The 23556-nt window shown below is 54.2% G+C and carries 17 protein-coding genes, 1 pseudogene and 2 CRISPR repeat arrays; of the genes and pseudogenes, 10 read left to right on the forward strand and 8 right to left on the reverse strand.

Annotated features, from left to right (window positions below; genetic code table 11):
* Positions 1–368 precede the first annotated feature (368 nt).
* The 8 genes from ABRZ26_RS12325 to cas6f all read left to right on the forward strand — a co-directional run bounded on the left by ABRZ26_RS12325 (position 369) and on the right by cas6f (position 11992).
* Positions 369–2042 carry a methyl-accepting chemotaxis protein gene (locus ABRZ26_RS12325; RefSeq protein ID WP_319604431.1) on the forward strand — a complete coding sequence of 558 codons (1674 nt, stop codon included), beginning with the start codon at positions 369–371 and terminating at the stop codon, positions 2040–2042.
* Between the two features lie 170 nt (positions 2043–2212).
* A CRISPR array of direct repeats spans positions 2213–2960; the repeat unit is 28 nt; unit sequence TTTCTAAGCTGCCTGTACGGCAGTGAAC.
* Positions 2961–3521: 561 nt separating this feature from the next.
* On the forward strand, positions 3522–3740 hold the full coding sequence (locus ABRZ26_RS12330; RefSeq protein ID WP_319604432.1) for a hypothetical protein: 219 nt from the start codon (positions 3522–3524) through the stop codon (positions 3738–3740).
* Between the two features lie 123 nt (positions 3741–3863).
* Complete coding sequence (cas1f, locus tag ABRZ26_RS12335) at positions 3864–4844, forward strand: type I-F CRISPR-associated endonuclease Cas1f (RefSeq protein ID WP_319604433.1); 981 nt, start codon at positions 3864–3866, stop codon at positions 4842–4844.
* The gene (gene cas3f, locus ABRZ26_RS12340; RefSeq protein WP_319604434.1) at positions 4841–8119 is read left to right on the forward strand and encodes a type I-F CRISPR-associated helicase Cas3f; all 3279 of its coding nucleotides are present in this window, start codon (positions 4841–4843) and stop codon (positions 8117–8119) included. Before cas1f ends, cas3f begins: the two co-directional genes overlap by 4 nt.
* Before the next feature lie 18 nt (positions 8120–8137).
* Positions 8138–9457 (forward strand): type I-F CRISPR-associated protein Csy1, encoded by a 1320-nt coding sequence (csy1, locus tag ABRZ26_RS12345; RefSeq protein WP_319604572.1) that lies wholly within the window; start codon positions 8138–8140, stop codon positions 9455–9457.
* Positions 9454–10404 carry a type I-F CRISPR-associated protein Csy2 gene (gene csy2 / locus ABRZ26_RS12350; RefSeq protein WP_319604435.1) on the forward strand — a complete coding sequence of 317 codons (951 nt, stop codon included), beginning with the start codon at positions 9454–9456 and terminating at the stop codon, positions 10402–10404. The genes csy1 and csy2 overlap by 4 nt, the downstream gene beginning before the upstream one ends.
* Positions 10405–10422: 18 nt before the next feature.
* Positions 10423–11427: a type I-F CRISPR-associated protein Csy3 gene (csy3, locus tag ABRZ26_RS12355; protein ID WP_319604436.1), complete on the forward strand. Its 1005-nt coding sequence runs from the start codon at positions 10423–10425 to the stop codon at positions 11425–11427.
* 10 nt (positions 11428–11437) lie between these two features.
* The gene (gene cas6f, locus ABRZ26_RS12360) at positions 11438–11992 is read left to right on the forward strand and encodes a type I-F CRISPR-associated endoribonuclease Cas6/Csy4 (protein WP_319604437.1); all 555 of its coding nucleotides are present in this window, start codon (positions 11438–11440) and stop codon (positions 11990–11992) included.
* Between the two features lie 129 nt (positions 11993–12121).
* A CRISPR array of direct repeats spans positions 12122–12929; the repeat unit is 28 nt; unit sequence GTTCACTGCCGTACAGGCAGCTTAGAAA.
* Between the two features lie 123 nt (positions 12930–13052).
* On the opposite strand, the gene edd is transcribed toward cas6f, so the two are convergent.
* From edd to ABRZ26_RS12390, 6 genes are all read right to left on the reverse strand, one after another.
* Positions 13053–14867, reverse strand: a complete 1815-nt coding sequence (gene edd / locus ABRZ26_RS12365) for a phosphogluconate dehydratase (protein ID WP_319604438.1) — start codon at positions 14865–14867, stop codon at positions 13053–13055.
* Between the two features lie 90 nt (positions 14868–14957).
* Positions 14958–16298 carry a gluconate transporter gene (gntU, locus tag ABRZ26_RS12370; RefSeq protein WP_319604573.1) on the reverse strand — a complete coding sequence of 447 codons (1341 nt, stop codon included), beginning with the start codon at positions 16296–16298 and terminating at the stop codon, positions 14958–14960.
* A complete protein-coding gene (gntK, locus tag ABRZ26_RS12375; RefSeq protein ID WP_319604439.1) occupies positions 16298–16837 on the reverse strand; it encodes a gluconokinase in 540 nt (179 codons plus the stop codon). The genes gntU and gntK overlap by 1 nt, the downstream gene beginning before the upstream one ends.
* Before the next feature lie 371 nt (positions 16838–17208).
* Positions 17209–18402 (reverse strand): amino acid aminotransferase, encoded by a 1194-nt coding sequence (locus tag ABRZ26_RS12380; RefSeq protein WP_319604440.1) that lies wholly within the window; start codon positions 18400–18402, stop codon positions 17209–17211.
* Positions 18403–18465: 63 nt separating this feature from the next.
* Positions 18466–19080, reverse strand: a complete 615-nt coding sequence (locus tag ABRZ26_RS12385) for a YitT family protein (protein WP_239782192.1) — start codon at positions 19078–19080, stop codon at positions 18466–18468.
* 253 nt (positions 19081–19333) lie between these two features.
* Positions 19334–19813, reverse strand: a complete 480-nt coding sequence (locus ABRZ26_RS12390; protein ID WP_319604441.1) for an Lrp/AsnC family transcriptional regulator — start codon at positions 19811–19813, stop codon at positions 19334–19336.
* Between the two features lie 119 nt (positions 19814–19932).
* Between ABRZ26_RS12390 and ABRZ26_RS12395 the strand changes: the two are divergent.
* Positions 19933–20031: pseudogene (locus ABRZ26_RS12395) on the forward strand (hypothetical protein); the annotation flags it as partial.
* A 50-nt stretch (positions 20032–20081) separates the two neighbouring features.
* Positions 20082–20846 carry a transporter substrate-binding domain-containing protein gene (locus ABRZ26_RS12400; RefSeq protein WP_319604442.1) on the forward strand — a complete coding sequence of 255 codons (765 nt, stop codon included), beginning with the start codon at positions 20082–20084 and terminating at the stop codon, positions 20844–20846.
* A 45-nt stretch (positions 20847–20891) separates the two neighbouring features.
* On the opposite strand, the gene alr is transcribed toward ABRZ26_RS12400, so the two are convergent.
* Positions 20892–21971: an alanine racemase gene (alr, locus tag ABRZ26_RS12405; RefSeq protein ID WP_319604443.1), complete on the reverse strand. Its 1080-nt coding sequence runs from the start codon at positions 21969–21971 to the stop codon at positions 20892–20894.
* A 93-nt stretch (positions 21972–22064) separates the two neighbouring features.
* Entirely contained in the window at positions 22065–23471 is a 1407-nt protein-coding gene (dnaB, locus tag ABRZ26_RS12410) for a replicative DNA helicase (RefSeq protein WP_319604444.1), read from the reverse strand.
* Positions 23472–23556: the final 85 nt, after the last annotated feature.

Here is a 23556-nt window from a genome sequence, read left to right on the forward strand (position 1 = left end):
TGCGTTGTTTCGCATGTTTTAGCGATTGGGCAGTAAAGATATATCCGGTCAGGCCGATAGAACAGTTAGCACAGTGAGAGTGACTGTTGCGGATGGATTTGAGAAAGGATACTGATATCCGATAGGTGTTTCTGGCTGGATGTTTCTTACCTTCGTTTCTATATAGGAATCTGGTTTAAGCTATTTTCTTCAGGCTGTAAGCATTGTTTTTGAATCTCGGCGGTAGTGATTTTGTCTGAGTTGCTGTTTTTGCATTTGTTTATGTTATTCATAGTGACCCCTCTCCTTCATAGCTGCACATCTTGTTGACATCTCTCTCGTGTCGTTCTCTGGAATAGTTTGTTTTTTTATGTAGTTAAGGGGGAGATATGCGTTTATCCGACTGGAAAATCGGCACACGTTTGGTGGCCTGGTTTATTCTTCTTGTTGTTATGATTTGTCTTATCAGCCTGATCTCGATTTCGCGATTATCCGACTTTTATGATGATGCGCGCGGCATCGTTGAAGATGTCTATCCACAGACCGTGGAGTCAAATCGACTGATTGATAATGTGAATGCCGGGGTTTTGGCCTATCAAAAACTGTTGGTGGTAAAAGGCGAGGATAAAACCAAGGCGGTACTGGATGAGATTGTTAACGTATCCGCCGATATTGTCGCATTAATGAATAAAATCGAAACCACGGCGACCGACCCGACATCTCAACGCATTATGGATGAGATTAAACAATATCGGACTGATTTTAAAAATTCGGGACAAAAAATCATCGATCTGGTTGCGGCAGGCGATCAGGACGCCGCTATTAATGAGTTCAATACCCACACGGATATCGCTCAGAGCAAATATCGTCAGGCTATCAACAAACTGATCGATCATCAGGATGACGCCATGGGCGATACGGTTAGCGATATGGCGCAAACCTATAGCTTTAGCCGCTGGTTGCTGCTGGGGATATTATTCGGTTGTATCCTGTTTGGCGGCGTGATTGCGCTAGTGATGACGCGCAGCATAACCGTACCGATTAATCAGGCGTTGCAGGTGGCTAATCGCGTGGCGAAAGGCGATCTGACGTCAAAAATCGAAGCGCAGGGTAAAGACGAAAGCAATCAATTGCTACAGGCGCTGGAGTATATGAATGTCAGTCTGCGGGAAATCGTCAGCCAGGTGCGTGAAGGGGCGGAGTCCATCACCACCGCCTCTTCCCAGATCGCGGCGGGTAACCAGGATCTGTCGGCGCGTACGGAAGAGCAGGCCAGCTCGCTGGAACAAACGGCGTCTTCGATGGAAGAGTTGACCTCGACCATTAAAAACACCGCCGACAATACTCACCATGCCACGTCGATCGCCAACAAAGCGTCGGATTCCGCACAGCGCAGCAGCGAGGTAATGACCTCCGTGACGCAAAAAATGCGTGGAATTCGCGATTCTTCCCAGCGAATGGCGGAAATTATCAGCGTAATCGACGGCATTGCCTTCCAGACCAATATTCTGGCGTTGAATGCGGCGGTTGAAGCGGCTCGCGCCGGCGAACAAGGGCGCGGTTTCGCCGTGGTGGCGGGCGAAGTGCGTTCTCTGGCGCAGCGTAGCGCCACGGCCGCCAAAGAAATCAAGGAACTGATCGATGACTCCGTCGGAAAAATCCAAGAAGGGATGCAGTTGGTGGATAATGCCGAAGGAAATATCAGCGACCTGACGACTAACGTTCAGGACGTGAATGATATCATCAGCGAAATCGCCCAGGCCAGCAATGAACAGAGCGACGGCGTTAATCAGATTAATATCGCCGTCGGTCAGATCGATAGCACCACGCAGCAAAACGCCGCGCTGGTGGAGGAATCGGCTTCAGCGGCGCTTTCGTTGCAATCTCAGGCGTCGATATTGGCCGAATCGGTGCGTACGTTTAAGCTGGGCGACGCGCCTGCATTAATGCGTCCCGCCGATGCGAGCAGCTTCTCGCAATCCTCCGCGTTGCCGGCGGCCGGCAAGTTAGCGCCGACCGCGAACAAACCGGCGGATAGTTCACAGGACTGGACCTCGTTCTAACCCTGCCCGAAGCCATTCTCCGCTGGAGGATGGCTTCGCTGTTTTTCTTTTCAACTCAATCACGCCATTAAAACGGGCAAAGTTTCACTGCAAAGGTGAAGCTTTGCCTTACAGTTATCTGCCTGCACGGCAGTGAACCAACTATCCGGTAATTCCGGAAAGCTGCCGGCTTTCTAAGCTGCCTGTACGGCAGTGAACCCGGACACCGGCAACATCGTCTGGCCAGCGGATTTCTAAGCTGCCTGTACGGCAGTGAACGTTCAGGCAGCGCTGTCGCTCCGGCCTGATGTTTTCTAAGCTGCCTGTACGGCAGTGAACGATCTCTTCTTTTTTCTCGGCCAGCGTTTGCCTTTCTAAGCTGCCTGTACGGCAGTGAACTCCTGCCGGCTGCCGAATGGACCGCCCCAACGTTTCTAAGCTGCCTGTACGGCAGTGAACAATTTCGATAAGACCGCTGGCCCAGCACCAGGTTTCTAAGCTGCCTGTACGGCAGTGAACTAACGGCGAGAAAATCAGCGCTGGCGCGTTCTTTTCTAAGCTGCCTGTACGGCAGTGAACGTATGCATCGGCTGTTCGACCGAACGCGGTTTTTTCTAAGCTGCCTGTACGGCAGTGAACGTCCCTGAAATGCTCTCTGCACATCCTCGGACTTTCTAAGCTGCCTGTACGGCAGTGAACAAACCTTCAGTCTTTTCTGGATATGATTGCATTTTCTAAGCTGCCTGTACGGCAGTGAACGCAATAAATACATGCCCGGCATGATTTTCTCATTTCTAAGCTGCCTGTACGGCAGTGAACGATAACTCTCGTCTCTGATTTGCAGTCCCGTGTTTCTAAGCTGCCTGTACGGCAGTGAACACCTCAAGATGATTGAGACTGCCGTCAGTATTTTTCTAAGCTGCCTGTACGGCAGTGAACCGTTGTCAATCAACAGTAGTTGATTGATTTCAAAAGAACAATCGTTAATGTTCTCGCTATACCCTTTTTTATTTCACTACACATAACCTATTGAATTTAATTGATATATGAAATGTGTCGTGAAAAAGGGTTACACGGACTCCTTTTGTTACAGGGCGACCGCACGAGTGTTGATTCTTGGTCATTCCCTAGGCAGGCGGGAATCACTCAATGACTATAATTACCGTTTCAGCAGGAGATCCCCGCCTACTGCCGCGGGGATCACGGGTACTCTTCTGTGTCATTCTCGCGCAGGCGGGAATCAGTCAATGACTATTTACGGTTTCAGCAGGAGATCCCCGCCTACTGCCGCGGGGATGACGGGTACTCTTCTGTGTCATTCTCGCGCAGGCGGGAATCACTCAATGACTATAATTACGGTTTCAGCAGGAGATCCCCGCCTACTGCCGCGGGGATGACGGGTACTCTTCTGTGTCATTCTCGCGCAGGCGGGAATCACTCAATGACTATTTACGGTTTCAGTGGGAGATCCCCGCCTACTGTCGCGGGGATGACGGGGTTATGGCGCAGACGATGGGGGATATGGCGGGGATGCCCCCTAAAAGCGAGTATCAGGTCATATTTGAACGTAATATCAAAGTATTGATAACCGAATGGTTAATTTATGTACGTGATCTTATCCTGCCCTTTGTTAGCAAAAAGGAAGGGCTGGAGCGCGGTTTTGCGATGTTAGACATTTCATTCTTCGATAAAATTCAGAACCCGCTCTCTCTATTTTAATTAAATCATTGCTATAAATATTTTCTTTTCTATATTAAATGTTGGCGTAAATTTTTGTTCATAAATAACGCCTAACCTATAAAAAACTCTATTTGTGAAATATATTTTTCAGGATTGTTGCATATGGACAACGCATTTAGCCCCTCTGATCTAAAAACTATTCTGCATTCCAAACGCTCTAATATTTATTACCTGCAATATTGTCGTATTTTAGTCAACGGCGGGCGGGTTGAATATGTTACTGATGAAGGGAAGCAGTCGCTATATTGGAATATCCCTATCGCCAATACCAGCGTTATTATGTTGGGAACCGGGACATCAATTACTCAGGCGGCCATGCGTGAATTTGCTCGCGCCGGCGTGATGATCGGTTTTTGCGGCGGAGGCGGAACGCCGTTATTTTCGGCTAATGAAATGGAAGTCGATGTTTCATGGCTGACGCCGCAGAGTGAATACCGACCGACAGAATATTTACAGGACTGGGTGAGTTTCTGGTTTGATGATGAAAAACGGCTGGCTGCGGCGGTGGCTTTTCAAAAGGTGCGAATTACCCAGATCCGTCGTCACTGGCTGAATAGCCGTATGGAAAGAGAACAGGGATTCACGCTGAGTAACGACAGGCTACTGGCTTTGCTTGACCGTTATGAACACAGCTTGCCGCAGTGTACCAACAGCAACGATCTTCTGGCGCAGGAGGCGGTGATGACCAAAGCGCTGTATAAACTGGCAGCCAATGCTGTTAATTATGGCGAGTTTGTTCGTGCGAAACGGGGTGGCGGCGTCGATCTGGCGAACCGTTTTCTCGATCATGGCAACTATCTGGCTTATGGGTTGGCGGCGGTTGCCACCTGGGTTATTGGCCTGCCGCACGGGCTGGCCGTTTTGCATGGTAAAACGCGTCGCGGCGGACTGGTATTTGATGTGGCGGATCTGATTAAAGATGCGCTGATATTGCCGCAGGCGTTTATTGCGGCAATGGCCGGGGATGACGAACAAGAGTTCCGCCAGCGTTGCCTGAATAGTTTTCAGCAGGCGGAGGCGCTGGATGTCATGATCGATGCGCTGCAAACGGTTGCCGGGCAATTAAGTCAGGTCGGGCGATGAATATTCTGCTGGTTTCCCAATGCAATAAACGAGCGCTGACCGAAACCCGACGCGTATTGGATCAGTTTGCCGAACGCAAAGGTGAACGTACCTGGCAGACGGCGATTACGCTGGAAGGGTTGAATACGTTACGTAAACTGTTGCGTAAAACGGCCCGGCGTAATACAGCCGTTGCCTGTCACTGGATAAAAAGCGCCAACCGAACGGAATTACTGTGGATTGTCGGTAATCTGCGTCGTTTTAATGCGCAAGGCGTCGTGCCGACGAACGCCACTGAACGCGATATTTTGAAATCGCAGGATGAAAATCAGTGGCACAGCATTGAAGCGATTAGTCTGCTGGCCGCGATTGCCGGGTTGTTTCATGACTTTGGCAAAGCCAATGCGTTATTTCAGCAAGGGCTGTCCGGCAAGGGAAAAACCTTCCAGCCCTATCGGCATGAGTGGGTCTCTCTGCGCCTGTTTCAGGCGTTTGTCGGCGATCGTGATGATGCCGGCTGGCTGACGGCCCTTAGCCAGATTGATATTGCGGATGAAGCCCGGCTGCTGGCGCGTCTGCAAAAAGACGGTCTTGAACCGTTCAGCAATCCTTTTAAAACGTTGCCGCCGCTGGCCGCTACCGTCGCCTGGCTGATCGTGTCGCATCATCGTTTGCCTGCTTATCCGGCGACAAAAAATTATACCGTTCCTCCGCAACTGAAAGCGGCTGATAGCTGGCTCACGCAGCAGCTTACCGCCTTATGGAACTCCATCAATGTGGATAAGGAAGTGTGGAACGAGCGGGACAAACAGTCGGTTTGGCGCTTTCCGTACGGTACGCCGATACGCAGCAAGATATGGCGCGGCAAAGCACGCAAATTTGCTGATCGCGCAAGACAATTGGGATCGCTGACGCACTACGGTTTGCTCAGCCAGCGTTTTTCCAGCCATCTGGCGCGCCTGACCCTGATGCTGGCCGACCATCACTACTCTTCACTAACCCCGGTTGCGGGTTGGCAGGATATCGGCTATGCCGCGATTGCCAACACCGATCGCCAGAGCGGAGAAATGAAACAGAAGCTGGACGAGCATTGTATCGGCGTCGGGCAAAATGCCTTGCTGCTGGGGCGTAGCCTGCCGCAGTTGAGAAAAACCTTGCCGTCCATTACCCGGCATAAGGGGTTTAAACAGCGTAGTTCCCACGCCAAATATCGTTGGCAGGATCGCGCATTTGACGTGGCCGGCGCGCTGCGCGAGCGTTCCGCGCATCAGGGTTTTTTCGGGGTAAACATGGCCTCGACCGGTTGCGGCAAGACCTTTGCCAATGCCCGCATTATGTATGGGTTAGCGGATGAAAAGCAGGGCTGCCGTTTTTCCGTCGCGCTGGGGCTGCGAACCTTGACGCTGCAAACCGGCGATGCGCTACGGGAAAAATTGACGCTCCAGGATGACGATTTAGCGGTACTGATTGGTTCGCAGTCCGTGACGCAACTGCATACACTGAACCGCGACGCCGCCAATATCGCCGAACGGTCGGGGAGTGAGTCCGCCGATGCCTTGTTCGCCGAGCATCAGTACGTCAGCTATGACGGTAGTCTGGATGATGGCCGTCTCAGCGCCTGGCTAAACAAAAGTCCGAAGCTGCATAAATTGTTGAGCGCGCCGGTATTGGTGTCGACGATCGATCATTTGATCCCCGCCACGGAAGGCGTGCGCGGCGGCAAACAGATTGCGCCCATGTTGCGGTTGTTAACGTCCGATCTGGTGCTGGATGAACCGGATGACTTTGACATTAACGATCTGCCTGCTTTATGTCGATTAGTGAACTGGGCCGGAATGCTCGGTTCCCGCGTACTGCTCTCATCCGCTACCTTGCCTCCGACATTGATTCAAACGCTATTTAACGCCTATCGCAGCGGGCGGGCCGACTTTCAGCAGGCATGGGGCCAGCCGGATACGCCCGTTAACGTTTGCTGCGCCTGGTTTGATGAGCATGGCGCACAGCAAAGCGATCACCAGACGGGCAAGACCTTTAAGCTGGCGCATGACGCCTTTGTGGCGGCGAGAGTGGAAAAATTGCAACAGGAGCCGGCGTTGCGTCTGGCTGAGTTGGTTCCGGTTTCGATCGCCGATACCAAAGTCGAATCGGTGATAGCCGGTGTCGCGAAACGTCTCCATCAATCGATGATGACGTTGCATCAGGCTCATCATCAGACGCACTCCTCAGGCAAAACCGTGTCGTTGGGGTTGATTCGGATGGCGAATATCAATCCGTTGGTCGCCGTGGCCCGCTGCCTGTTGACAACGCCTTCGCCTGACGATTACCGCGTGCATTACTGCGTTTATCACAGCCGGCATCCGCTGGCGATGCGTTCTTTTATCGAGCAGCGGCTGGATGCTTCGCTCACCCGTTATGAGCCGGATGCGTTATGGCAGATGGCGGAAATCCGGCAGGCGTTGGCGCATGACCAGGAACGGCATCATCTGTTTGTGGTGCTGGCAACCTCGGTCGCGGAGGTGGGTCGAGACCATGATTATGACTGGGCGATTGCCGAACCCAGTTCCATGCGTTCTTTGATTCAGCTCGCCGGGCGAATACAGCGCCATCGCCGGCAGGCGCCCGCCGCGCCGAATCTGCATATTTTACGTAAGAACGTAAAGGCGCTGCGAGAACACTATCCCGCCTATTGTCGTCCGGGGTTTGAATCTTCCGGGGCGGCGGATCCAACGCTGGTTAGTCACGATCTGGCGGATCTGCTGACGGAAAGCCAGTATCGCGTCATCAGCGCGATCCCGCGGATCCAGACGCGGGAAGCGCCAAAACCGGCGGAAAATCTGGTGGATCTGGAACATCATATGCTGCGCAAAGCGATGCAGGGGATGAAGAATAATGTGGCGGATTATTACGCGGCCCTGTGGTGGAAAACCTCCGCCGACTGGAGCGGCGAACTGCAACGCCGTATGCCGTTTCGCCAGTCATATCCGGATGAACAGCATTATTTATGGATCGCCGAAGAAGGCGATGCGCCTGAGTTCAAAATGCCGGACAGCGGCGAGCGCGGCTGGAAATCGAGCTATGTCTTCCATCCCGTCGACGTGGCGTTCGCCGCGGGCGTCAGCAGTTGGCTGACGGTGGACTATCAGGACATTTATGCGCAACTGTCGGAAAAGCTGGATATGGAGTTCAGCGCCGTGAGTCAGCGGTTTGGCGAAATCAACTTACCGATACGTGATGAAGAGAAAAACGAAAGGTGGCTGTGGCACCCGCTACTCGGGGTGTTTGGCGCACTCGGGTGAAATAAAAGGAGAATGATGATGGAAGAGGACGGACTAAGCCGGTTTATTATCGATTACATCGAAAACCGCAAACGTCTCAAACTTGAAGCGGCGGAGAAAAAGTTTTCCGATGATGAACCTGCGCTGGCGGCCGAGCGACAGGATATTAACCACCGTTACCAGATCCAGGCCTGGCTGACCGATGCGGCTTTCCGCGCCGGACAGATTAGTCTGGTCACGCATGCGTTGAAGTTTACCCACAGCGACGCCAAAGGCAGCAGCGTGTTTAGTATGGCGTCTGATGAGGAAAAACCGACATACCTTTCTACCGCCGCGCTCAAGCAGCCGGAGGTGGACGCGGTAGGGAACGCCGCAGCGCTGGATGTGGCTAAATTGCTACAGACTGAATACCAGGGGGATTCGCTGGCCGCGGCATTACAGCGGGACGACGCTTCCGCGTTCGCCGCGCTAACGGACGATCCGCAACAACTGGCGCAGTGGGTCGCCGGTTTTAAGCAGGCGCTGACGGATAAGCAACCGAGTTCCCACAAGCTGGCCAAGCAGATCTACTTTCCCTTATCCGATGCCCCTGACAATAGCCAATACCACTTAATCAGCCCGCTGTATTCATCCTCACTGGCTCATGCGCTATATCAGCGCATTACGGCCGCGCGTTTCAGCGATGAGGCGAAAGCGATACGTCAGGCCAGAAAAGAACAGCGTCGGCTTGATGGGATTGAGGTGTTCTATCCAAACCTTGCCGCACAGAACATGGGCGGCACCAAGCCGCAGAATATCTCGTTTCTTAACAGCGGCCGCCGGGGAAAATCCTACTTATTGCCTTGCGCCGCCCCGGTCTGGGAAAGCATCGCGAAGCCGCCGTTACGGCATAAATCCATTTTTCGTCCTCGCGGTGAATTTGAATATCTTGCGCGCCCGGCGGTACGGCTGATGCGGCAATTTCTGCTCAGCGTAAAACCCGTCGGCAACACAATGGAAATCCGTCAGCAGCGCGGCGCGTACCTCGATAGCATTATTGATAGCCTGTTTAACTATGCGGCCGCGATTCAGAGTCTGGCGGCCGGCTGGAGTTATGACGACGACTGCCAGTTGAAGCGTTCCCAGCAGTTGTGGCTCGATCCCTATCGCGCCGTATCTGACCCGGATTTTAAATTTGAACGCGAAGGCGCTGACTGGCAACAAGAGATCGCTCATGATTTCGGCGTCTGGCTGAACCGTCAACTGGAGGATGAACAATTACGTTTCAGCGAAGTTGAACGGCGTGAATGGTCGACGGCGGCGCTGTTCAAACGTCGGATGCGGGAGTGGGAGTCCGCGTTGACGGAGGAAATGCCATGAGTTCACTGATTATTCTGCACCATGTTAGGGTAGAAAACGCCAATGCCATTGCCGGGTTAACCTATGGTTTTCCCGCCATTACTCATTTTTTAGGTTACACCCATGCGCTTTCCCGTCGGCTACATCAAAGTCGGAACCTGACGCTGCATGGCTGCGGCGTGATTTGCCATAAACAGCAGCTTCATGCCTATGGCTCCAGCTGGGAACGCGCGTTCGCCCTGACGCGTAATCCATTAACCAAAGAAGCGAAAACCGCCGCGTTCAATGAAGAAGGCCGTATGCATATGACGGTTTCTTTGCTGATCGAATGTCGCGGCGCGATTGCCGATGGCGATGAAGGTGCGCGCGCGTTGGCGGAGCATTTAACCAGACTATGCGTAAACCAGCGGCTGGCCGGCGGCATTATCACGGATGTCCGTAAAGTTGATGTGATGGCTTTCCCGTCAAACGGCGCGCAAACGCGCAACGTCATGCGTCGTTTATTGCCCGGCTATGTGTTGCTGGATCGCAGCGAACTGCTGAAAAATCATTTTGAGCAACTCAAAAGCGTTAATCCTGATGCGGAAATGATCGATGCCTGGTTGGATTTCTCGGCCATCAAAATGGGGGCGGTGGAAGACAAGCATAACGTCGACGGCGAACAGGCCGACTGGCGTTATTTGCCGAAGCCTGCGTCAGGTTATCTGGTGCCTCTTATGACGGGGTATCGGGCTATTTCGCCGCTGTACGACGCCGGCGAAGTGGATAAAACCCGCGATACCACCACCCCATTCTGTTTTGCCGAGTCTATTTACGGCATCGGCGAGTGGCGGGGCGCGCACCGTATCGACGACCTTCAGGCCGTGCTCTGGCATTACCACTACCACGAGGGGTGGTATCAGTGCCGCAGCCAGCGCGCCGTTGTCCCTGAAACTTATGACGATCAATTTAACGACGATGATGAATAACGGAAAAAGGATTTAATCATGGCTAAAGCAAGCATTAAAACGGCATCGGTCCTGGCGTTTGAACGTAAACTGGCGAATTCCGACGCGCAGATGTTTTCCGGTAACTGGGAGCACTCTTCCGACTGGCGGCCGATCGAGATTAAAGAAAAAGCGGTACGCGGCACGATCTCAAACCGTCTGAAAAACGCACTGGCGAGCGACCCGGCTAAACTGGATGCCGAAATCCAAAAAGCGAACCTGCAACGTGTCGATGTCGCCGCGCTGCCTTTTGATGCCGATACGCTGAAAGTCAGCTTTTCGCTACGCGTATTGGGTAATCTGTCAACGCCTTCCGTCTGTAACGATCAGGACTATCAGGCTGAACTATCACGGGTGATTGACGACTATATCGCCGAACAGGGTTTTGCCGTACTGGCGGCGCGCTATGCGGAAAACCTGGCCAATGGCCGATTTTTGTGGCGCAACCGCGTCGGGGCTGAGGCGCTGAAAGTTAGGGTGACCCAAGGTGAAAAGCGTTGGACCTTCAATAGTGAAGATTATTCACTGCGACAGTTTGGTAAGCCGGATGGCGATTTAGCACAGTTGGCGGCCGCCATTGAACAGGGATTGACGGGAGAGGGATCGGCCTTTTTTACCATAGACGCATTTGTGCGCCTCGGCGCCGGTCAGGAAGTGTTCCCCTCTCAGGAGCTAGTGCTGGATAGCAGCAGTAAGAAAAGCAAGATCCTGTATCAGGTGGACGGCGTGGCCGCCCTGCATTCACAAAAGATTGGCAATGCGCTGCGTACTATCGATGATTGGTACCCAGAGGCAGCCGAACTGGCGCTGGGGCCAATTGCCGTAGAGCCCTATGGCTCGGTGACCAGTCGGGGAAAAGCCTACCGTCAACCGAAACAGAAAATGGATTTCTACACGTTGCTGGATAACTGGGTGACAAAAGGGATCCCGCCGGAAAAAGAACAGCAGCACTATGTTGTCGCCACGTTGATTCGCGGTGGCGTGTTTGGTGAGAAAGGAGAATAAGGATGCGGGTATGGATCACTTTCTAGAGATAAAGGTACTGCCCGATCCCGAGTTCACAGCCGCCGACTTGCTCAATGCGCTATTCGCCAAATTGCATCGGGCGTTGGGGCAACGGGGAAGAGGCGATATTGGCGTGAGTTTTCCCGATGCGGGCAAGGTGCTGGGCGAAAAAATTCGTTTACATGGTTCATCGCCCGCATTGACCGAACTGCAAAGCACTACCTGGTTGAAAGGGCTGCGTGACTATACGCAAATCAGCGATATTCAGCCGGTGCCTGAAGGGGCAAAATTTCGCACGGTACAACGCATCCAGGTAAAAAGCAGCGCGCTGCGTTTGCGACGTCGTTCGGTAAATAAAGGATGGTTGACTGAGCAGCAGGCCGCAGAGCGGATACCGTTTACCTGCGAGAAGCGGACCAATTTGCCGTATCTACAGTTAAAAAGTTTGTCATCCGGTGAGATGTTCAGGTTATTTATCTCGCAAGGACCGCTTCAAGATACGCCGGCTATAGGGACATTCAGTTCATACGGATTGAGTGCGACCGCCACCGTGCCGTGGTTCTGACCCTTTTTTTTCGGTCAATCTTAACTTATTGATTTTATATAAGGTTGACCGAATGACCGAAAAAAGGGTTTTTATCGCGTAAACGTTTTTTTTCTTTAACAATCAGGTAAAAGTGATTAATTTCTAACAGTTCACTGCCGTACAGGCAGCTTAGAAAGCGCATGTTCCGGGGACTGATATCCCGTCTGCGTTCACTGCCGTACAGGCAGCTTAGAAATCACGGATTCGGCGCGTACGCAATGCTCTTATGTTCACTGCCGTACAGGCAGCTTAGAAATTCGACGGCCCGGACAACAAAGTCCTTCGTCTGTTCACTGCCGTACAGGCAGCTTAGAAAATGCGAGAAACACATCCGGTCTATCATCATCTGTTCACTGCCGTACAGGCAGCTTAGAAATTAATGGCTGCTGCCGTCGCATTCATTGCAACGTTCACTGCCGTACAGGCAGCTTAGAAAAGCTCGCCATCTAATGCGTAACCATCAATGTTGTTCACTGCCGTACAGGCAGCTTAGAAAGCTGCTGATATCCCAGCCCAACGAATGGGCGAGTTCACTGCCGTACAGGCAGCTTAGAAATGCGCCAGTCGGGGCGCTACCGTCGAAAGACCGTTCACTGCCGTACAGGCAGCTTAGAAAAGACCCACTTCCAAAGAAAGGGGATAAGAATGGTTCACTGCCGTACAGGCAGCTTAGAAAAGCCCAAAAGGCGCTGGCGCTGAATTTTGGTTGTTCACTGCCGTACAGGCAGCTTAGAAAATCCGTGACACTCTCAAAAAAACCGCCGCTAAGTTCACTGCCGTACAGGCAGCTTAGAAATGAACATTTGCGTGAGTATTTTCGTCTACGTGGTTCACTGCCGTACAGGCAGCTTAGAAACTAATGGGGCTTATAGCTCCCAGCTCGATTCCGTTCACTGCCGCACAGGCAGCTCAGAAATCGTCAATCAGTACGCTCAATTCATCGGTCTGGTTCACTGCCGGCAGCAGGCTTTGCCAGTTGGTTGGCTATCCGCATAGGGCAGCGGTCGCGTATCAGACGAAACCGCTGCCGGCGATGATATTAATCGAAGCGGATGCAGGTTGCGCCCTGTTCGGCGCCCGATAGCTGTTCGCGCAAGGCGCCGAACAGTTCCCGGCCGCAGCCGATATGCTGTTCGGAGAGATCCGGTTGCTCAATCTCGCGGGCCGCCAGCTCCGTATCGTCAATCAGTACGCTTAATTCACCGGTCTGGCCGTTGACGCGAACGATATCGCCGTCGCGCAGTTTGGCCAGCACGCCGCCGCTGTAGGCTTCCGGCGTGACGTGGATGGCAGACGGCACTTTGCCCGACGCGCCGGACAGACGGCCATCGGTCACCAGCGCCACTTTATAACCGCGATCCAGCAGCACGCCCAGCGGCGGCATCAATTTATGCAGCTCTGGCATGCCGTTGGCGCACGGCCCCTGATAGCGCACGACGATCACGCAATCCCGATCCAGCTTCCCGGCTTCAAATGCCGGGCTGACATCGTGCTGGCTGTGAAAAATGACGGCCGGCGCTTCGATGATTTGATTTTCCACCGGCACCGCCGAGGTTTTCATTACCGCGCGTCCCAGATTACCCGTCAGCACTTTCGTGCCGCCGTGGTGAGCAAAGGGTTTTTCGAAACTGGCGATCACGCTCTCATCCAGCGATGCTTGCGGTCCTTCCCGCCAGGCCAGTTTGCCGTTATCCAACCAGGGTTCGTGCGTATAGCGGCTCAGGCCAAAGCCGGCGACGGTATTAACGTCTTCATGCAGCAATCCGCCTTTCAGCAGTTCGCGAATCAAAATCGCCACGCCGCCAGCGGCCTGGAAATAGTTAATATCAGCGGGACCGTTAGGATAGATGCGGCACAGCTGCGGCACGACATCCGACAGTTCAGAGAAATCATCCCAGTTAATGATGATGCCGGCCGCACGCGCCATGGCGACCAGGTGCATGGTGTGGTTGGTGGAGCCGCCGGTGGCCAACAGCGCCACGATGCCGTTCACCACGACCTTTTCGTCGACCAGTTTGCCGATCGGCATGAAGTTGTCCGCGTTTTGCGTCAGGCGGGTAATCTGGCTGCCGGCCGCATCCGTCAGGGCATCGCGCAGCGCGGTGCCGGGCGGGACGAAAGACGCGCCCGGCAAGTGCAGGCCCATCACTTCCACCACCATCTGATTCGAGTTGGCGGTGCCGTAAAACGTACAGGTTCCGGCGCTATGATAGGAGGCGGATTCCGACTCCAGCAGAGCCTGACGATCCAGCTTGCCTTCCGCAAACAGTTGACGGATACGCACCTTTTCTTTATTCGGCAAGCCGCTCGGCATCGGGCCGGCGGGAACAAAAATCGCCGGCAGGTGGCCAAACGACAGCGCGGCCATCACCAGACCGGGAACGATTTTATCGCAAATCCCCAGATACAGCGCGCCGTCGAACATATTGTGCGACAGCCCCACCGCGGCCGACATGGCAATCACATCGCGGCTCATCAGCGACAGTTCCATGCCGTCTTGTCCCTGGGTCACGCCATCGCACATCGCCGGCACGCCCGCCGCGACTTGTCCGACGGCGCCAACCCGATGCAGCGCCTGTTTCAGACGTTCCGGGTAGGTTTCATAAGGCTGGTGAGCGGACAACATATCGTTATACGACGTAACGATCGCAATATCGTTACGCAACATATTCATTAATGCGGCTTTATCATCAGGCTGACATGCGGCGAAGCCGTGCGCCAGGTTGCCGCAAGCCAACTGGGAACGATGCACGGTCTTGCTACAGGCCGCATCAATACGTTCAAGGTAGCGACCGCGTGTTTTGCGCGAGCGTTCAATAATACGCTGCGTAATACGAGATACGATGGGATTCATAATATACATTCCTTACACGACACACGCCGCACAACATTAAGTATTTTTATTTTTAAATCATACAATTAACAGATTTAATAACATCAACGTTTACAGCAGAGTGAAGGCGATCATACCGACGAGCGCACCGGTGGTACCCAGGATGGTCTCCATTAGCGTCCACGTCTTTAACGTCTGGATTTCGGTTGCGCCAGTCAGTTTGCCGAACAGCCAGAAGCCGGCATCATTCACATGGCTCAGCACAATCGCGCCGCCGCCGATGCAAACCGCCAACGCGGCTATCTGCGCATTGCTGAAGGATAAAACCTCCACCACCGGCATAATCAGCCCCACGGTGGTCAGGCAGGCGACGGTTGCCGACCCCTGAATAATGCGAATCGCCGCCGCCAGCACGAAGCAAGCCACGGGAATGGGCAAACCGGTATCGATCAGCGCGCTACCTAATGCCGGCCCCACGCCGGAATCGACCAGAACCTGTTTGAAAACGCCGCCGGCCCCCGTCACCAGCAGGATAATACCGGCTGGTTGCAACGCGGCGGAGCAGATATCCATCACCCGCGCTTTGCTCATCCCCTGACGGCGGGCAAGCCCATAGATCGCCAGCAAACAGGCCAGTAAGATGGAAATAAACGGGTGACCAATCAGCTCCATCCAGTCGTAAAGCGTGGAACCTTGCTCCACGAACAGCGTGCCAATGGTTTTCATACCTACCAGCACCAGCGGAAACAGCACCAACGCGACGCTAAAACCAAATGACGGCATCACGTTACTGTCCAGTTCCGGCTCGCCTGTTTCACTCTGCGGGATAGGGATCGTAACATATCGACTAATGAAACTGCCAAACAGCGGTCCAGCCACCAGCATGCCGGGGATGGCGGCGGCAAGGCCGATAGCGATCATCCAGCCGAAATCCACATGCATCTGCGAAGCCAGCAACATCGGCGTCGGGCCTGGAAGTAAAAACGCGGCGGCGGCGGCGACCCCGGCGAACAGCGGGATCAGCAACTTGACCAGGTTGCCGTCGGTACGCCGGGCGACGGCGAACACCATACCGATCAGCAACATAATGGCCACTTCAAAAAATAGCGGCAGCGCGCAGATTAAACCGACAACCCCGAGAGCCAGATTGGCCCGGCTTTCACCAAACCAGTCGACCATCCGTCTGGCGATTTGATCGAGCGCTCCGGTCTCATGCAGAATACGGCCGAACATGGAGCCCAGCGCCACCACTACGGCGAGAAAGCCGAGCGTACCGCCCATACCTTTCTCCATCGTGGCGGCAATCTCCGTCAGCGGCATACCGGAAAGCACGCCTGTGCCGACGGAAACCAACAGTAGGGCGACAAAGGCATGCATCCGCGCTTTCATCACCAGAAACAGCAACAGCAATACCGAACCCACCGCCGTTAACACTAATGTCAGCGTAGCCATCATTCCTTATCCCTAACCTGCTGAATGATTTGCACTGCATCAGCCACGACGCCGTCCAGAGCCTGGTTGATATCAACGGCATACACGTCCGTTTCCTGCTCGTTCGGTTCCTGTAGCGTCGCAAATTGGGAAACCAGCATCTGAGGTTTGAAAAAGTGGCCTTTACGGGCTTTCAGACGTTGTTCAATCACCGCGAAATCGCCTTTCAGATAGATAAACGAGACGTGTTGATTGCCTTCGCGCAGTTTATCGCGATAGTCCTGTTTCAGCGCCGAGCAGACCAGCAGGGAGAGCGGATTGGTGCGCTGCATCGCGAAAATGGCGTCGTTTAACGCCCGCAGCCAGGGAGCGCGGTCCAGATCGTCAAGGGAGTGACCGGAAGCCATTTTGCTGATATTGGCGCGCGGGTGCAGAAAATCGCCATCAAGGCAGGCGGCGCCCAACTGGGCGGCAATGGTGCTGGCGACGGCAGATTTACCGCTGCCGGATACGCCCATCAAAATAAAAACGTGGTGGGCTTTTTTTTGTTCAGTGCTCATTGATTAATACACGCCAGCTTACGCCCGGCTCTCCTGTCAGATGGTTCAGAACGAACATTGTTACCGGTAACAATGTTCGTTCTGAACAAGGAAAAAGGCAATGAAATTGATTAATCCCACATAAAAACTGTGACGAAATTCAAATAATGGCTTTTCGGCTGATGTCGTTGGTTATCCGCCAGGCGAGATAAGCCGCGGCGGCGATGAAAAGGCGAAAGCGGGTTTATTTTTACTCAAGGCGGGGTTCGGGGGGAATTTTCAGGCTGCCATTGAAGCAAAACGTTCACTGCCGTACAGGCAGTGAACGTTTTACAGGATGACATGCTAAGCGTTGAACCCGCTGTAAAGTTCAGGCGCCGTCTGACTGCGTTCTACTGAACGGCGGCGAAAGCAGCGGCGACGCGTTGGACGTTGCCGTGGTTCAGGCCGGCGATACACATGCGGCCGCTGGCTATCAGATAGACGCCGAACTCTTCGCGCAGACGGTCAACCTGCTCCGGGCTGAAGCCGGTATAGCTGAACATGCCGCGCTGGGTCAGCAGGTAATCGAAGTTGCGGGTCGGCAGCGCCTCTTTCAGCGCGGCGACCAGCGTTTGACGCATTTCCAGAATACGCGTGCGCATCTCTTCCACTTCAGCGCGCCAGTCGGCGCTCAGTTCCGCGTCATTGAGCACTTTCGATACCACCTGAGCGCCGAAATTCGGCGGCGAGGAGTAGTTGCGGCGCACGGTCGCTTTCAACTGACCCAGCACACGCAGCGCGGTTTCGGCATCTTCGCAGACCACGGAAAGACCGCCCACGCGTTCACTGTACAGCGAGAAGATTTTTGAGAACGAGTTGGCGATTAAAGCCGGAATGCCCGCGCAGGCAACCGCGCGAATGGCGTAGGCGTCCTGCTCGATGCCGTCGCCAAAGCCCTGATAGGCGATATCCATAAACGGAATCAGTTCACGGCCGATCAGCACTTCGATAATGCGATCCCACTGTTCATTGGTCAGGTCGGAACCGGTTGGGTTATGACAGCAGGGATGCAGCAGAACGATGCTTTGCGCCGGCAACTGTTGCAGTGCGGACAGCATGGCGTCGAATTTCACGCCCAGGCTGTCGGCGTCGAAATAGGGGTAGCTATGCACTTTGAAACCGGCGCCGGAGAAAATCGCGATATGGTTTTCCCAGGTCGGATCGCTGACCCATACCTCTGAATTCGGGAAGTAGCGTTTCAGAAAGTCGGCGCCGACTTTCAGCGCGCCCGAACCGCCCAGCGTCTGAATAGTCGCAATGCGATTGGCGGTCAGCGCCGGATGTTTGGCGTCAAACAGCAGGTGTTGAATCGCCGTGCGGTATGACTGCAAACCTTCCATCGGCAAATAGGAACTGGCGTTTTTGGGCTGTTGCTCCAGATAGTCTTCGGCGGCGCTGACGGCACGGAGCTGGGGGATGATATTCTGTTCGTTGTAGTACAGACCAATGCTCAAATTCACCTTGTCAGCGCGCGGATCCTGTTTGAATTTTTCCATCAGTGACAGAATCGGATCACCGGCATAGGCATCAACTTTTTGAAACACAGCGTAACTCTCCTGGAAAGGGTCTATGGGTATCGGGTAAGACGACGGCCCTGGTTCGGGCCGTCAAACCGCGTAGCGGCCGGGGCGATGATTCATCGCAATAATCAGGTTCAGAATGGTCGCGCCCAGTATCGAAGCAATCAGCATAGGTATGCTTACCACGAACAGGGAAGCCAGTACAATCACAATATCCACGCCCATTTGCAATTTTCCCGCGCGGATCCCGTATCTGTCCTGAAGATAGAGCGCCAGGATGTTCACGCCGCCCAGACTGGCCTTGTGGCGGAACAGAACAATGAATCCCAATCCCATAATGACGCTGCCGAAGAGCGTGGCGTAGAACGGGTTCAGCTTGTCCATATGGATAAACAGCGGGTGGAGGTCGGAAAACAGGGAAACCAGCGCCACGGCGCAAAATGTTTTAATGGTGAATTTCCAGCCCATACGGCGGATAGCCAGATAATAGAACGGCAAATTCAGCAGAAAAAACGCCGTCCCGAAAGAGATGTGCGTCAGGTAATGCAGCAGAAAGGCCATGCCGGCGGTTCCGCCGGTCAACGCCCCGGATTGACGTAACAGAACAACGCCGAAAGAGACCATCAGCGTACCAATCAGGATGGCCAGGACATCTTCCAACAGGGAATGCGACAAGTTTTCTGTAGTAATAACGTTATCCATGATGGCGGCTCAATAGGTAGTCAATGGTTAAAAGGTCGATAAACGCAGAGATATTAAGCAAAAATGACACCATATAATACGTTATTGGGACCACGGGAAGCAGAAATAAGAGTAACTTATTGAATTATAAAAAAGAAAAATATGCACAATAGTTGCGTTTTTCAATCTGTTTTCGCTTGTGTCGTGCATTTTATGTTGTTTTGTGCGTGAATTACCCAGTGCGTTGCACCGGCGGGAGGCGCGACGCCCCATGTTAGGGCAATGGGGGCGGTTCAGGCGTCATCAGGCCGTTTTCTTTAATACGATTAAGCACCACCGAGGTTTTCAGGTGCGCCACGCTCTTGTTTTGCGACAGAATCCGGCTGATTAACGCGCTCAGCCCAGGCAGGTCCGCCACCGCGACTTTCAACAGGTAGTCGGCATCGCCGGTGGTTTTATAGGCATCGATAATGGCGTCGACTTCCCCCAGCATCCGATGGAAACTTTCAACATAGTCGGCGGTATGGTTAATCAGCCGCACTTCGATCAATCCCAGACACTCCAGGCCAACCGCGTTGGGGGAAAGGCGGGCGTGATAGCCAAGAATCAACTGAGCCTGCTCCAGCGCGATACGGCGGCGGGAGCACTGGGAGGCGGAAAGCCCGACCAGATCGCTAAGCTCCTGATTGGTCAGCCGCGCGTTGGACTGTAATAACGTCAGGATTTTCAGATCAAAGTCATCAATGTGGTACATGGTTCTCCCCAAACGGCGCCGGATAATCAAGAACACAGACTAACAGCTTTTTATCCCGTGTTGTCTATCGTCATCGGCGATGAACGATAGCATGACCGAAAAAACCTGCGCCATTTTACCCGGAAGACCGCATTCCACGCGCGACCAATCAGATGATTTACCGTATTCTGCGGTTTTATGTCGGCGCGCTGGCGGTGCGGCTATCGCTTTATCCGTGGTCGATTGCCGATTATTTCATCTGTCTTATTCTATGTTGCGGGGAAACGCGATGATCAAATGGAGTCCACTTGTACTGTTGTTAATGGCCGGGGCCGCAAGCGCGCAGTCTCATCTGGATAAGGTCTTGGCGCGGGGAGAGTTGAAGGTTTGCACCACCGGCGACTATAAGCCTTATTCCTATCTGCGCGACGATGGCCGCTACGAGGGGATTGATATCTCAATGGCCGAATCGCTGGCGCAAAGCCTGGGCGTAAAGGTGAATTGGGTGAAAACCACCTGGAAGACGCTGCTGCCGGATTTACAGGCGGGTAAATGCGATATCGCGATGGGCGGCATCTCCGTGACGCTGGCGCGGCAAAAGGCGGCGTTCTTCACTACCACGCTGGATGTGGATGGCAAAATCCCGCTGGCGCGTTGTGAAAATAAAGACAAATACCAGACTATTGAGCAGCTTAATCAGCCGTCGGTACGTTTGATCGAACCGGCGGGCGGCACCAATGAGGCCTTCGCGCATCAATATCTGCCGCAGGCGACGCTGATATTGCAAGACAACGTGACCATCTTCCAACAACTGGTGGATAAAAAAGCGGATGTGATGGTGACGGAAGCCTCGGAAGCATTGTTTCAGCAGAAACATTACCCGGCGCTGTGCGCGATTAACCCGGATAAGCCGTTACAGTACGGAGAGAAAGCCTATATGCTGCCGCGCGATGATATTACCTGGAAGCAGTATGTCGACCAGTGGCTGCACCTGAGCAAGGCGACCGGCGAGTACCACAAAATTGTCGGCGAGTGGCTGGCGGTCAGTCCGTAGTTAACCTGCAAAAACGGGCCACTGCGATGGCCCGTTTTTTGCCCTTCACTCGTCGATATATTCCAGCCGGGTGCGCTGGGTGAGTCGGGTGATTAATTCATAAGCGCTAATACCGGTATGCGCGGCGATTTTTTCAACCGGCAACACGTCGCCCCAAATAATCACCGGGTCGCCGACCTTATCCTGGGCATCCGGCCCCAGATCGACCGTAATCATATCCATCGACACGCGTCCGGCCAGCGGCGCTTCCCGACCGTTTATCCACACCGGCGTGCCGGCGGGCGCGCTGCGCGGGTAGCCGTCGCCGTAGCCGATCGCCACAACGCCCAGTTTGGTATCGCGTTCGCTGGTCCAGATGCTGCCGTAGCCGACGGGTTGCCCCGCCCGATGTTCACGCACGGCGATCAGGTGCGAGGTAAAGGTCATCGCCGGCCGTAAACCAAAATCGGCGGCGTTTTGGCTCTCCGTCGGCGAAACGCCGTACAGGACGATGCCCGGGCGAATCTGATCGCGGTGCGCCTGCGGCCACAGCAAAATGCCGCCCGATGCCGCGATAGACTGGGCGCCGGGCTTACCCTGCGTGAATGCATCGAAGCAGGCGAGCTGGCGCTCGGTGGTGTCGACCTGGGGCTCGTCCGCGCGGCAAAAATGGCTCATAACGTTCACCGGTTGCACCACATTGCGGCATTGCGTCAGGCGCTGATAGAAGGCTTCGGCGTGTTCCGGCAATACGCCGAGGCGATGCATGCCGGTGTCGAGCTTCATCCAGACGCGGATGGGCTGCGGCAGATCGGCTTCTTCCAGCGCGGCGAGTTGCTCCACGCTGTGAACGGCGGTTTCCAGATGATGTTGCGCCGCCAGCGCGAGCTGGTCGGCGGAGAAAAAACCTTCCAGCAGCAGGATAGGTTTGCTGATGCCGGCCGCGCGCAGTTGCAGCGCTTCAGAGAGCCGGGCGACACCGTAACAGTCGGCGTGACAAAAGGTGTGAGCAGCTTCAATGAGTCCGTGGCCGTACGCATTCGCTTTCACAACGGCGACCAGACGGCATTGTGGGGCCAGTTCGCGGATCCGTTGCAAATTATGACGCAAAGCGCGGCGATTAATGACGGCGGTTGCCGTTTTCATTCTGTGTCCTTAGCGCATATTCCCTGCATCCGCCGGGTAGCCGGGCTATTGTCCGCCGGCGGCTGGCGGTTTACAGGGATCTATCATCGTGCATTATTCATCGTCGTATTGTGGTCCGGCGTAATTATCAAAGCGCGACCACTGCCCGTTAAAGGTCAGCCGCACGGTACCGATAGGACCGTTACGCTGTTTGCCTAAAATAATTTCAGCTATGCCTTTCATGTCGCTGTTTTCATGATAAACCTCATCACGGTAGATAAACATAATCAGGTCGGCATCCTGTTCGATGGAACCGGATTCGCGCAGGTCGGAGTTAACCGGCCGTTTATCCGCGCGCTGCTCCAGACTACGGTTAAGCTGGGACAGCGCGACGACAGGGACTTGCAATTCTTTTGCCAATGCTTTGAGCGAGCGGGAAATTTCGGCGATTTCCAGCGTACGGTTATCGGACAGGGCCGGTACGCGCATCAATTGCAGGTAGTCGATCATGATCAGGCTCAGGCCGTCATGCTCGCGAAAAACCCGGCGGGCGCGGGAGCGCACTTCGGTTGGCGTCAGGCCGGAGGAGTCATCGATGTACATATTGCGTTTTTCCAGCAGGATCCCCATGGTGCTGGAAATGCGCGCCCAGTCCTCGTCATCCAACTGGCCGGTACGAATACGGGTCTGATCCACGCGCGACAGCGACGCCAGCATACGCATCATGATCTGATTGCCGGGCATTTCCAGGCTGAAGATCAGCACCGGTTTATCCTGCATCATGGCGGCGTTTTCGCACAGGTTCATGGCGAAAGTGGTTTTCCCCATGGAAGGACGCGCCGCCACAATGATCAGATCCGATTTCTGTAGCCCGGCGGTTTTCTTATCCAGATCCTGATAGCCAGTCGATACCCCGGTCACGCCGTCATGCGGCTTTTGGTAGAGCTGTTCGATACGCGAAACGGTATCTTCCAGAATACGATCGATGCTTTTCGGCCCTTCGTCTTTGCTGGCGCGATTTTCGGCGATCTGGAAAACGCGGGATTCCGCCAGATCGAGCAGATCTTCGCTGCTGCGCCCCTGGGGATCGTAACCGGCGTCGGCGATTTCGTTGGCGACGGAGATCATTTCGCGCACCACGGCGCGCTCGCGCACGATATCGGCATAGGCGCCGATATTGGCCGCGCTGGGGGTGTTTTTGGCCAGTTCGGCCAGATAGGCAAAACCGCCCGCCGAGTCCAGCGAGCCTTGTTGCTCAAGCGATTCGGACAGGGTAATCAGGTCGATCGGCCGGCTCATTTCCAGCAGGCGCTGCATTTCGGTGAAAATCAGACGGTGGGCGCGATTATAGAAATCGTTGGCGACGACGCGCTCGGCGACGTTATCCCAACGTTCATTATCGAGCATCAGGCCACCCAATACCGATTGCTCCGCTTCCAGCGAGTGCGGGGGAAGTTTCAATCCTTCCATTTGGCGATCGCGGGGTTCTTTCGATTTATTGGTTGGTCTTTTTTCTGCCATGAAACGAGTTCTTTACCAGTTGATTTGCCATTGGTGAAGGAGGCATTGTATATCTGAAAGCGACGAATAACACACTTCTAATACA

Origin of the sequence: Brenneria sp. L4-2C (assembly GCF_040240335.1) — a bacterium.
Classification (GTDB): Bacteria; Pseudomonadota; Gammaproteobacteria; order Enterobacterales; family Enterobacteriaceae; genus Brenneria.